At 36.9% G+C, this 12995-nt stretch carries 13 protein-coding genes and 1 pseudogene; 1 reads left to right on the top strand and 13 read right to left on the bottom strand.

The genetic code is table 11. The features are described 5' to 3' along the window. Positions 1-288: 288 nt before the first annotated feature. The 12 genes and pseudogenes from CWR45_RS07155 to CWR45_RS07100 form a co-directional block, all read right to left on the bottom strand. Positions 289-1404 (bottom strand): ABC transporter permease, encoded by a 1116-nt coding sequence (locus CWR45_RS07155; RefSeq protein ID WP_115749174.1) that lies wholly within the window; start codon positions 1402-1404, stop codon positions 289-291. After that, complete coding sequence (locus tag CWR45_RS07150; RefSeq protein WP_115749173.1) at positions 1401-2663, bottom strand: ABC transporter permease; 1263 nt, start codon at positions 2661-2663, stop codon at positions 1401-1403. The genes CWR45_RS07155 and CWR45_RS07150 overlap by 4 nt, the downstream gene beginning before the upstream one ends. 11 nt (positions 2664-2674) lie before the next feature. After that, the gene (locus CWR45_RS07145; RefSeq protein WP_115749172.1) at positions 2675-3607 is read right to left on the bottom strand and encodes an ABC transporter ATP-binding protein; all 933 of its coding nucleotides are present in this window, start codon (positions 3605-3607) and stop codon (positions 2675-2677) included. A gap of 498 nt (positions 3608-4105) precedes the next feature. Then, positions 4106-4741 (bottom strand): response regulator transcription factor, encoded by a 636-nt coding sequence (locus tag CWR45_RS07140; protein WP_115749171.1) that lies wholly within the window; start codon positions 4739-4741, stop codon positions 4106-4108. Between the two features lies 1 nt (position 4742). Then, the gene (locus CWR45_RS07135) at positions 4743-5828 is read right to left on the bottom strand and encodes a sensor histidine kinase (RefSeq protein WP_115749170.1); all 1086 of its coding nucleotides are present in this window, start codon (positions 5826-5828) and stop codon (positions 4743-4745) included. Positions 5829-5962: 134 nt separating this feature from the next. Continuing rightward, positions 5963-6475, bottom strand: coding sequence for a DNA-deoxyinosine glycosylase (locus tag CWR45_RS07130; RefSeq protein ID WP_342770088.1), 513 nt, complete (start codon positions 6473-6475; stop codon positions 5963-5965). An 18-nt stretch (positions 6476-6493) separates the two neighbouring features. Then, on the bottom strand, positions 6494-7666 hold the full coding sequence (locus tag CWR45_RS07125) for a PstS family phosphate ABC transporter substrate-binding protein (RefSeq protein WP_245975372.1): 1173 nt from the start codon (positions 7664-7666) through the stop codon (positions 6494-6496). A gap of 198 nt (positions 7667-7864) precedes the next feature. After that, entirely contained in the window at positions 7865-8020 is a 156-nt protein-coding gene (locus CWR45_RS20110) for an HIT family protein (protein ID WP_281271845.1), read from the bottom strand. Positions 8021-8294: 274 nt separating this feature from the next. Further along, positions 8295-9065: pseudogene (locus CWR45_RS07115) on the bottom strand (class I SAM-dependent methyltransferase). A gap of 49 nt (positions 9066-9114) precedes the next feature. Beyond that, positions 9115-9243: a DUF1905 domain-containing protein gene (locus CWR45_RS20470; RefSeq protein ID WP_115749169.1), complete on the bottom strand. Its 129-nt coding sequence runs from the start codon at positions 9241-9243 to the stop codon at positions 9115-9117. A 99-nt stretch (positions 9244-9342) separates the two neighbouring features. Further along, a complete protein-coding gene (locus CWR45_RS07105) occupies positions 9343-9957 on the bottom strand; it encodes a YdcF family protein (RefSeq protein ID WP_115749168.1) in 615 nt (204 codons plus the stop codon). A 25-nt stretch (positions 9958-9982) separates the two neighbouring features. Then, positions 9983-10423, bottom strand: coding sequence for a hypothetical protein (locus tag CWR45_RS07100; RefSeq protein WP_115749167.1), 441 nt, complete (start codon positions 10421-10423; stop codon positions 9983-9985). Between the two features lie 250 nt (positions 10424-10673). On the opposite strand from CWR45_RS07100, the gene CWR45_RS07095 reads away from it, so the two are divergent. Next, positions 10674-11630: a DMT family transporter gene (locus CWR45_RS07095; RefSeq protein WP_115749166.1), complete on the top strand. Its 957-nt coding sequence runs from the start codon at positions 10674-10676 to the stop codon at positions 11628-11630. Between the two features lie 3 nt (positions 11631-11633). Here CWR45_RS07095 and CWR45_RS07090 read toward each other — a convergent pair whose 3' ends face one another. Then, the gene (locus tag CWR45_RS07090) at positions 11634-12584 is read right to left on the bottom strand and encodes an alpha/beta hydrolase (protein WP_211315944.1); all 951 of its coding nucleotides are present in this window, start codon (positions 12582-12584) and stop codon (positions 11634-11636) included. Positions 12585-12995: the final 411 nt, after the last annotated feature.

Below are 12995 nucleotides of genomic sequence, written 5' to 3'. Positions count from 1 at the left end.
GGCAACGACCATTTGGGGGTAATTGCCATCTCATCTCAATTATAGGGATTTAGGATTATATTTATTCGCTCAAACTTAGCGGAGGAAATACACGGAGACTCCTCGAAAATAAAGTACCAATTGTCTGATTGCGATGTAACGCTGCAGAAGCTTTCCTTTTCCTAAGGAAGAAGAGCCTAGGTGAGACTGCGAAGTGCGTCAGCACAAGCAGGCTCACCAGCCCCCTAAGGTGCGCGTAGTGTATTTCCGCAGCGGTATGCCAGAAATCAAATGAGCACTAGTGTATGATTAGATATGCCTTCTCTCCATCAAATGAATGCCAACCCCCATAAACACAACACCCATTAAGAACAGAATACTAATCGGAAACAGCAGTTCCTGAAGTGGATATTGATAAACGACTGCTCCATTCAACATTTCCATTCCGTACGTAATTGGATTCACCTTAGATAAAGTAAGCAGAAACTGTGATTCTACAATCTCAATTGGCCAGTATGCCCCACCAATCATCGCTGAGCTTACCGCAACTATCGGGAGAATCGCATTAAACTGTGCCACTGTCTTGACAATCGCCGTGAGTAAGATCGAAAGGGAAACAATTGCAAACACATATACGCTCATTAATAACAAGGTTTCGATAAATCTCCCTTGAAAATCAACACCAACTATATAACGGAAGACCGAAAAGATAATAACTATCTGCAAGTACCCAACCAGAAAGCTATATAATAAATTTGCAATGTACATTTCCCACTTTTTCACTGGTGATAGAATTACGCGATCCCATATTCCTTCCTTCTTCTCAACGAGAATAGGCAGCACATTATATGCAATCGTGTAAATGACGAAGAACAATGTAAACCCAAATAGTGTTTGAAATGTATTATCATAAATAAACGCATCCGTTCCTCTAAAACTACTCGACTCAATTGTAAACACTGGCGATTCTATTGATACTTGCAACTCGTCTAATATTGCTTCTCTCTCGGCCACTGTCGCTGCATCCGAGGCATCTACTATTTGTTCAAACTGAGCCTTCTTTGCATATGCTCCTTCAATCGTTTGTTCAATAATTTTACTAGTAGGAGTTTCTACACCAACGATTAATTGAAAATCATCTTCATGTAATGCTACTCCTGCTTCCGCTTTATTATTAGATAGTCGGTTCAATACTTCTTTTTCAGATAGCCATTCAAACGTATAGACATCTGAATCCTCAAGGATATCGCCAATTACCGAGTTCTGAATACCTTCACTAGCAGAGTACACTGGGATTGTAATAGCTGTATATGCACCTGTCCCGCCAATGATTAATGCGAAGCCAATAGACATTGCCGTCATCATCACAAACACCCAGGGGCTACGGATAAACATTCTGATTTTTGTCTGAAAAATACCAATCATGCTGCAGACCCCCTTTTTGGAAAGCTAAATGCAGCTGCAACAATTAAAGCAACAGCAAATATAGCCAAGAATAAAAGATGATTAGAGATATCTGCTAAACTCTCACCTCTTAAAATATCTAAATAAGCACTCATTGCTGCGCCATTAGGAGTCAAGTCACCAAGTAATTGAATAAAGGACGATAATTCACCAAGCGCAAAGAAACTGCCTCCTAATGTCGCGAAGATCGTTACGACAATGTTTGAGAAAAAGTTCGTAATCATCTCCGAATTTATCCGGTAACAGATGGCTGTCAGTAAGACAGATAATCCTCCAACAGCGATTGCGAATGCTAACGTAACAACGAAAAAAGCAAATAAATCTGGCCAAATGACACCGTAAAATACTCTAGAAAATCCAAAGATAATAAGGAGATGGAGAAAACCTATGATCATACCAGAAAGAAAAATACCAATAAAATAAGTCCAGCGTGACACATTAGCAAGAATAATTCGGTTAAATACATGGTCTTTCTTTTCTAGGAATGCAAATGTGCCAATAGTTGAAGCAATAAACAGGACATTCATTACTGCCATCCCGATTGCGTAGTAGTCTCTAGCCGATGCCGGTTTATCTTGATTAATCGAGACAATCTCACCAAATGGTTGTTGTTCTATCTGTGGAGACAGTTGTTCCAATCCATTTTTGCTAATAAAGCTACCAATCGCGAATTGCTCTTGATAATGCTCCAGCATCCCTTGGACAACAGTTGCTCCTAGTGCCGCTTCATTTTGATATACTTGTAAAGATGGTTGAACACCCTCTTCGAACACCATATAATTTAACATATCGTACGTAAAATTATTAGGAACTTCTATTACAGTGGAATATGAATCATCCGCAAGTAACTGCTTTAATTTTTCAGACTCTGCTAAATCAAGCTCGATTACATCTTTCATCGCTTCATTACCAAATACGGATTCTTTTAATAGTTGAATTGGTGCAGCTTGAGCGATATTTAATTGAATTTGACCTACAGCTTCTTCAGGCAAGCCTAGCTCCTCAACATCCTTCATAAACCGTTCAATTTGTTCTTCCTCATTTTCTTCTTCAATGAGTGCTACCTTTAAATCAAGTTCTAATGCTTCTCCCTCCATAAAACTGGATAATGCCGTTCCTAAAATTGCGATTAAGATGATTGGCAAGCCGATCAATAAAAGAAGTTGTACAGGGCTTCGCAATAATAATAACAGTTGTTTCTTAACAATTTGACCAACCATTCCAACTCCCCCTAATCTCTTAATGCTCTACCTGTTAGATGGAGAAATACATCTTCAAGTGTAGGTGTTTTAATATCGACTGAGTTCAGTTCGATTTTCGCATCTTCCGCCATTTTAATTAACATTGGAAATATATTAATCTCTTTCGAAACTATAATGGTAATCTCTTTTTCTGTAATAATTACGCGATTAATCGTCGGGTTATCATTCAAAAGATTTATGAATTTGTCATTCCAAAAATCTGCCTGAATCAAAATTGTTTTCTCGGCAGATAATATTCGCTTAATCTCATCTTTTGTTCCAGAAGCAATCATATTTCCTTTATCCATAATATAAATGCGGTCACAAAGATACTCCACTTCTTCCATATAATGACTCGTGTAAAGTACAGTCATTTGCTTTTCTTGATTAAGTCTCTTTACTGTTTCCAATATATAATTCCGTGATTGCGGGTCGATTCCTACTGTTGGTTCATCCATAATAATTAATTCCGGTTCATGAAGCATCGCGACTCCAATATTCAGTCTGCGCTTCATTCCTCCAGAAAAGGTCTTAACGATGTCCTTCCGTCGGTCCGTCAATCCAATTTGCTCTAACACCTCATCCACTTTTCGTTTCAGTGCCTCACCTTTTAACCGGTATATTCTTCCAAAAAACTGTAAATTCTCCTCTGCAGTTAAATCTTCATACAGGGCAATTTCCTGTGGAACAACACCAATTACTTTCCGTAATGGTGCAGGATTTTTAATGATACTCTTATTATTAAATCGCACGTCACCTTCTGTCGGCTCAACTAGCGATGAAAGCATAGATATCGCCGTTGATTTCCCTGCACCATTTGGGCCTAGTAAACCAACAATTTCTCCCTTTTCAATGAACATATTCAAATTTTTCACAGCATACATCTGTTTAAATTTCTTAGATAAATCTACTAATTCAAGCAACTGATCTCCTCCTCTGTGTTTACAGTTTACGCTGAATCTTACGTCAAGCATACTGACCAGCGTCATGATATATTCTATTGCAATATGACCTAAGTCATTTTTCCTAGCTAGACATGGGTGTTTTTATTAAAGATCTTTTCTCATTCATTAGTGCTATTAATATACATAGTGGGAACTATTCTACGCAGATATGTGATTATTGGCACACGCTCAGGAAATATACTTTGCTGGGATTATGCGTTTGCTATTATGTAAGCCCTCTTATTAAGCTGGGAAAACAATTCTCACTCTTGGCGTTAATCCAGCTGCGGATATAGCCTACAATCAACATCGCATATTGCTCAAAGATAATAACGACTTATCTTTATCATTCATTAATTGTAAAACAGATTTATTAGTCAGCTCTTCAATAAATTTTTTCCATTCTTAAAGTACAAGAAAAAAACCTCCTCATATATACGTTATGAGGAGATTTTATTGTTAAGCCATAAATTAATGTTAATTCCCAATATCATGTTTCACAGCATAGATTGCTAATTGTGTACGATCACGCAATTTTGTTTTTTGCAAAATCGCTGTCAGATGATTTTTTACTGTGCCAATTGATAAGAAGAGGGTCGCTGCAATTTCCTTGTTCGTCTTCCCCTCACCAATTAGCTTTGTTATCGCTATTTCTCTTGGAGTAAACACTATATCAATCTGTGGTTTATTCGAAGATTGTAAAAGACGAGGCATTACTTTCGCAGCAACTTCATCGTGAATGGTTAATCCACCGTTCATGCAACTGTGTACTGCTTCAATTAATTTTCTTGGCTCCGAGGTTTTTAATAAAAAACCATTTGCACCTTCTTTCAGTGCATTTAGTGCATACTCATCGTCATTAAATGTTGTTAATATTAAAATCTTAATATTTGGCCAGTGTTGTTTAATCCTTCTAGTTGCTTCTATCCCATTCATTTCAGGCATTCTTACATCCATCATAATAAAATCAATCAAATGTTTTTCTAAAATCTCGATTGCTTCGCGTCCATTCTCCGCCTGATGAGTAACCGCAATATTTTCGTCCTGTTCTAAGATGACTTTTAAACCCTGTCTCACGATTGGCTGATCTTCAACCAATAATACTCGCAACATGTTAATCCCCCTCACTTGGAATACTGCCTGTTACAACAAACTGTCTATCCGTTTGATAAATACTCAGCGTCCCCTTCACTTCATCAATTCGTCGCTTCATATTTGTTAAACCAAAACCATATGTAATAGGGGGCGGGTTAAGAACAGCATTATTAATTTCAAAGGATATGTCGCCCGTTGCTGATTTTCCTAATATAACCTGAACTTCCCTGGAGCCTGCATGACGCATCGCATTCGTTAGTGATTCTTGTATTACCCGGTAAAGTGCAACACTTCTATCATTTGTCATTGGTACCGATAATACCCCTTGTTTCATTGTAAACTGAACAAGAACATGACTTTCCGCTTCTAGCTTCCGAATCAGATGAACAATTGTAGCAATCCCTTCATCTTCCTCTGTTTGCAGTACCTTTACTGCATGTCTTGTTTCTTCCAAACTCTCATTTGCCATTTTCTTTAATTCTCCGAAACTATTATTCGAATCTTGAATCATTAGCATTTCTAGTTTCATAATTAATGCCGTTAACCTATGTCCAACTGAATCATGAATGTCTCGAGCAATTTTCGTTCGTTCCTCAAGTCGCGCATTATTTTCAGCTGTAAGGTTCATTCGCTTTAAATTCCGATATTCACCACGTAACTGATCATAAATCTCCGCCTGCTCCTTCCTATCCACGGTCATTCTACTAATTATGAGGATTAGGTAATAAAGAAAAACTAGCATTATGACGATTTCAAATGTTGCCTCGCCACGAATAAAAAAAAGGAGAAGGGTTAGAATCATCGTTACAACAAAATAACTTACGAATTGTTTTTCTTTTAAGCGAAAACTAGCATCAATTAACAAGTATAGAATAAGAAGAACACCTAGCATCACATTGTTTGTTAATAAAAATCCATGAATAAATACAATAATAGCGAGTGAGATGTAGAGCATTGATGGCAGCTTATGAATTGACAGAAGAAAATATATCCCTAGACTTAAAGCAAAAATTATAATGCTAACTGGGACTTGCTTACTATCTATCATAATTAGTAGGATCCACAATACACTAAAAATCACGAACCGGAACCAAAATAATTTCATATTCAATTTTCCTGCCTTTAATCAAATTACAGTTCATTTATACCATACCAAATAATTAGTAATATGAATATTATCTTTTGAAAACTACAGCTTATCCAACTTCCTTTAGACTTAATCTTGATGAAATCTAAATCTTAAAGATAATGTAAAATTTCTCGCCATGCATTAACTTTACCTGTAAATGATTTCGTGTATTTTCCAGGGATTGGACTCGTTGATGGTAACTTAATAACATTGACATCGGGATACGCTGTTAAGTTAAAGTTCTTCTTAAATGTAGTATAGGATTTGGTTCCATTACAGGCAATCAAACGAATCGATGGATATTCTTCTAATATTGCTAGTATGTCATTAGGTTCTTCATCGACAATATTTGTATCTAAGCTACCTTGACGATAGCATGAGCCGATAGAGTCCCATAATGCAAGTCCATGCCTTTTTGCAATTGCAATCTTCCCCCTGTAATCGTCTACAGGAGACTCATTAAGTAATTCAAAGATAATCGGCCAAAAGTGATTACGTGGATTACCATAATACTCCTGTTTCTCAAGTGAAACCTTTCCAGGCATCGACCCGAGAATTAACACTTTTGGATTTTGCGGTAAAACTGGCGGGAACGAAATTAACTTGTTATTAATTGGTATCACTCCGTGGATTATATTTATTTATTCTATATTATTAATCGGCACATATCCTGTTTTCTCAACAAGAGATTGTCCCTGTGGTGATAAAATCCATTGTAAAAAAGGTTCGATATTCGGATTATCGCTGCCAGCAGTAATGGCGTAAAATTCGGAAGCTAGTGGATACGTGCCATTCCGGATAGTTTCTTCACTTGGGAAAACACCATCTATCTCTAAATGACGAATCGCATCATTCTGGACCATTTCCATGGAAAAGTAGCGAAAAGAGTAACCAATTGCATTTGGATAATTACGATAGTTAGCAGTTTGTTCAATAATACCACCCATACCACTGACAACATCTTCTCTTGGAGCTTTGACAATTGGCGTTCTTCCCATTAAGTTTACAAGAGCTGTTTGACTTCCACTATCCTCAGGACGCTGAAAGGCTCGGATTTTTTCATTCTTGCCACCTAGCTCATTCCAATTTTTCACTTCACCAGAATAAATGTCTTGTATCTGTTGAACTGAAAGTCCTTCAACAGGATTCCCCGCATTTACGAAAAACACAAATGCCTCTCTGCCTATTGGAGTCATTTCGAGCTCGACCCCTTGTGCTTTCGCATCTTCTAGTTGCTGGACTGATGGACCAGCTACAAAAATAATATCTGCAACACCATGGATTAAGTTCTGATAAGCATCTGGTGTTGTGCTCACCATCACTTCACTCATATACATATCATATTCCTTTTCTGGATATGTAGCTTGTGCAAAGGCTGCATATAATGGATACAATGCTGTTGCACCGTCTAATACTAATAGCTCACCCCCCATCTTGAAAGTGGCAGGATTTTCTAGGGTAGCTAGAGAGGATTCATTTGTGAATGGCTGATATAGATATAGATCTGCTTCCTGATCCTCCATTGTTTCAAAACTACTATGGTAGGCATCGATTTGCTCAAAAACAATCACCGCAACGATACATAATATAAGAAATACGAACGCACTAATCTTCCATACTTTAGAACTAAAAAAATGGAAGATCCAATTACTAATAAAGAAAATAATCCCTGCAACCATAATTGCAATAAAGCTCGGATAAAACTTTATTTCGCCTGAAAATATCATTAATACGATTAGAACAAAACCTAGAAACATAATACTTAAACTGATAGCAATAAACAATATAAGTTTGAGCACAAAATTAGATTTCAATACAACTCCTCCAGCTTGTTCCCGAGTTCCATTTATTTAGTAATCTCAATTTAAAACATCTAGTAAGCTTGCTGCCAATTCCATGAATTCATTAACACTAACATTTACCTCTGGTTCGACCCAAGCAAATCTATCGTTCATAAACCTTGGCACAATGTGCATATGATAATGCTCCAAATCCTTAAATATCCAGCTATTCTACATAATTGTTATCCCATCGGCAAGAAATAATGTTTCAAGCGCGGTTGCTACTTTTTGTGCTGTAAGGATGACTTCACTGAAACTCACTTGATCAACCTCCGTGAATTCTGGAAAATGTCTTTTCGAAACAACGAGCACATGACCTTTATTGATTGGAAATTTATTTTAGAAAACTTGGTTGTCACCAAGTTTTTAGGTGACAGCCTTAGTTGCACTTATGTAGTGAGAAAGTCGTGATAGTTTCTTACCTACTTAAAAACAGCATACATATTTATTTTCATAAATAATACATGCTTGTGATCCTCTTGCTATAATCTGGAAGAAAATACAGACTTCCATTATTTCACTTCTTATATTTAGATTTGAGTAAATTTAATTTACATCTTAATCGTCAGCGATATTTATTTTCGCGATTTAGCTTTTACAATTAAAAATGGGGATTTGACATTAAATAATGATACTGTTTAGGATATTTAAGTTTCATCTGTTCCTGGGGTAGTGGTTCGATTATTTTGTCAATGCTGAAGTAACGCACTGTGTCTATCATAATATCTTGAAGCGGTCTTCTATAGAAATGAACATCTACTGTTAGATTAGGCTTTTTCCATGTATCTGTAATTAGCTCTTTTTTGAAGTATTCTTCACTATCGAATTTGTGAAATTCCATGAAAGGATGGTGCACGGAAAATAGCAAGGTTCCTCCAGGCTTCAATACACGATTAAATTCAAAGAAAGTATTTCCCCACTCCTTTATATAATGCATCGTTAAAGAGCTAATGATCAGATCAAATTTATTTGCTTCAAACGGTAATTTCTCTTGTAGATCATGATTAGAAAACTTGGTTGTCACCATGCCTTTCTGTGACAGCCTTAGTTGCACTTATGTAGTAAGAAAGTTTTTATACTATCTTAACTACTAAAGAAAATTCACCTTATCTCCAATTCTTCTTTTCGCAGCTTCTATCATTTTATTACTAATATCTATGCCTGTAACCATTGCCCCTTGATTAGATAAATATTCTGAGTACCACCCAGCAGCGCAACCAGCATCGAGTACCGATTTCCCATATAAATTTCCTGTGATGCTGTTTACCATGGCGGGTCTTTCATATTCGGAGTTATAAGGACTATCTTTATCTATATTCTGCTCGTATGTTGTTGCTAAGCTATCAAATACCTCGTTAATTTTTTTAGTCAAAATGGTAACTCCTTTTTAAAAATTGCTTATTAACGCTTTTCTTATTTTTTCACATTTCCGTTATAATGATGAGATAGTCCATATTTACTAGTGATTCTCTGTATTCAAAGCCATCAAAGTACGCTCTTACCTTAACTTGTCCGTTTGTCCCAAACACTTCCTCTACATTAAACGGAATTCAATACACGCGGCATCCATATTGTGACGAGACTTAATTTCTGCAGTGAATTGATACTTTTAAATTTTGTCCATAAATATTAATCTCCCAAATAAACATTTAGTTTTTAGGCAGCTCCATCTCTTCGTCAACCAAGCTGCCTAATTTTACATAATGGATAATTTTACTAGTCTCCTTTTCCACTCGTTCTCTACCATATGGAGTTTGAAACCAATTTTCTTCTCTTGTCGTTCGATCATTTACTGCACATAAAGAATACTTAATCCAAGCTGGCATATAGGTTCTGAGTGTAAGATGAGTCCTTCTCATATGATAGGTTGTCGTTACTACGAGCAACCTATTTATATTGTGAAGACCAAATGCTCGGTCAAGTACTAATAAAGACGCAAGGGCATTTTCCTTCGTATGCTTTGATTCTTTCTCGATTAAAATATCTTCTTTTGGTATCCCTAATTCCATCGCTTTTTCTCGTAAAAGCTCTGCCTCTGTTAAACCGCCTTTCTCCCAGACGACTCCACCAGAAAACAAGAGTTTCTTTGCCCGTCCCTCTTTATACAATTGAACTGCTTTTGGCAATCGATATTCCACAGCCTTACTGCTCCCTAGAACAAAAATACAATCGCCTTTTTCCAAATCATCTTTTATATTCTTGTAAAGCAATGCTGTCATTTGTTCGTCCGTTAGTTTTTCATGTTGCAGTTGTGATATTTTCATTGTACACCTCTTTTTACTCCACATTTTACTTACTTTCACTTTTTACACCTTCAGATTTTACATCCTCTTCATGCTTACTAAATGGTAGCTTTTTCATAAGCCTTAATAGCTTCCCTTTCATCATCGACAGCTTTTCCTTAACTGATTGGTTTCGCGACAATTTCATAATAAAGTAGGATAATATAAATAGATTCCAAGTAATTAAACATAAAAAGATAACTGTAATGAATATCGCCCACAAATCTCCTATTTTCAATTGTGCTATCAAATATTCAAGTGCTGTTATACTATTTGACCGCTGAATCGAATAGACAAAGCTGACTAAAGGCGCAAGTAATGACAACGCAATAGTAAAAGCGGAAAGTGTACTTTTCCATTGTCTAACCAATCCTATCAATCCGGTAATTAAAGATACAAAAAGAAAGATAGAATACATAATCCAGAACCAATTTGGTAAAGTTTCCATACTTGAACACTTCCTTATTTAATCAAAATCAATTCTAAGCTTCCCGTAATTGTAAAGTAACTGCTTCATTAATATATTCTTCATGAATCACGAAAATCCTGCAATATTTGCAATAATGACGTCATTATCCATTAACTATACCCTCTTTGCAAATAAAGTTTCTAACAATTTATATGCTTCCACAAAAAATAATGTATATTTAGAATACTCAATATCAATATATTACCTTTAAAAATCAGAGGTGTTTTTGATGAAAGCAATTCTTATTGGTATTTTAGGAGCATTATTCTTTTCTGTAACGTTTGTGCTAAATCGATCAATGGTATTAGAGGGTGGAAGTTGGGTATGGAGTGCTTCACTTCGCTACATTTTTATGCTCCCAATACTATTCATTATTGTCGGGTATAAACGAAATGTCATGCCAGTCATTTTACATATGAAAAACAAGCCAATTCCTTGGCTTATTTGGAGTACTGTTGGGTTTGGATTATTCTATGCACCACTTACATTTGCATCCATTTATGGACCGGATTGGCTTGTCGCTGCAACATTTCAAATTACGATTATTGCTGGATCATTACTCGTACCATTTCTAAATAAAGGAAACAAACAACGTATTCCTATGCAAAGTGTATTTATTTCGTTAATTATTCTCGCTGGCGTATTTATCATGCAGTTCGAACACGCATCATCCGTCCCCATTATGAATGTGATACTTTGTGTAATTCCCTTAATTATTACTGCATTTGCCTATCCACTCGGTAACCGAAAAATGATGGAATTGGTGGGTAGTGAATTAAATACGTTTCAAAGAATTCTTGGGATGACGATAGCTTCCTTGCCGTTTTGGATGATACTTTCCATTTATGGAGTGAGCGCACATGGTTTACCAAGTGTAAATCAACTAATCCAAACATTTATTGTCGCTGTTTCATCTGGCGTCATCGCAACAGCTCTGTTCTTCTATGCCACCGAAATCGTCCGGAACAATACGCAAAAATTAGCCGGGGTGGTGGCGACCCAATCAGGTGAGGTTGTTTTTGCATTGATTGGCGAAATACTTATACTAAGTGCTCCACTTCCAAGTCTTCTTTCGTTTGCTGGAATCGGGCTCGTCATTATTACCATGATTTTGCATAGTGTTGTCTCTTCATTAGGAAATAGAAAAACTGTGTCTGCGGTTCAGCGATTAACATCTGATAATTGATTGTTACTCTTTTGATGCTGTTTTGATAAACTGTAACAATCGTTCCTCATACTCAGACGTGGCCATCGTGTGTGCTTTTGTATGACCAGCTTTAGGGACAATCCAAAGTTCTTTTTCACCGTTAGCTGTATTATAAAGTCGATTTGCCATTTCGGTTGGAACAAGTTCATCCTCTTCTCCATGAATGATGAATAGGGGACGAGTATTATGTTTCACCTGTTCAATCGCGGACGCCTCCTCGAAAGAATAGCCGGCCCTTATTTTTGTCATGAGACTTGTCAAATCCAATAAAGGAAATGAGGGCAGGTTGTATAAATGCTGGAGCTGGTAGCTTAATTCCTCTTTCACCGTTGTATATCCACTATCGGCAATAATAGCCTTCACTTCATTTGGAAGTTCTTCACCACTAGTCATTAGAACTAGAGAAGCTCCCATAGACTTTCCATGCAAAATGATTTTATCCGCTTGATAGTCGTTTATTAACAAATCAATCCACTTTAAATAATCCAAGCGATCATGCCACCCATAACCAACATATTCACCCTCACTCTTTCCATGACCACGAGCGTCTGGAATCAAAATATCGAATCCTTGATCATAATAAAATTTAGCAAAGTCCCCCATATTTTCACTTTGTTCACGGTAGCCATGTGCAAGAATAACCGCTTTCCCTGTTGATTTTACATTTTCTAGAAATATCGATTTTAAGAGCAAACCATCATTAGAGACTTGCTCTACTTGTTGCAACTCCTGATTAGCGAACCACTGCTGTGCTTCTTCTAAGATCACTTTATCCTCAATTGCTACATCCTCAACAATCTTATCCCCACTATATAATTCTACCTCTACCCCTCGTTTTACACTCTCTCCGTAAAAATAATTCACTGCAAAAATTAACGCAAATAACAATACGATAATAACAACAATCGCGACGATAATAATTTTCCTCTTCACAATAACCCTCCCTAAATGCCCATATATATAATATTTTATTATTCCACAAATTCGAAATTACCTGTATAATGTAAACGAAGTAGTATGTGTATGATGTTGAATAGTTGATATAAATTACGAACTAACCTTGAGATAGGAATCCCTCACGGGCTGTTCGCTCCGAAAATACACTTCGCTTTCCGCGGGGGGCTGGTGAGCCTTCTTGTGCTGATGCACTTCGAAGTCTCACCTAGGCCCTTCCCCCTACAGGAGTCTTCGTGTATTTTCTACGCTGGGATTTTGCAATTGCTGTCATCTTTCTAACTATGATAAATGACGAGAGGGCAATTCCACTGTCATAGGCCGTTGATTGTAGCGGAGGACAGGAGACTCCTGCGGGAAAAGCAACGGCTGAAGACCCATCGGAAGTGG

Source organism: Oceanobacillus chungangensis, assembly GCF_003369565.1.
GTDB lineage: Bacteria > Bacillota > Bacilli > Bacillales > Amphibacillaceae > Oceanobacillus > Oceanobacillus chungangensis.
This window is presented reverse-complemented; position numbering and strand designations above follow the sequence as displayed.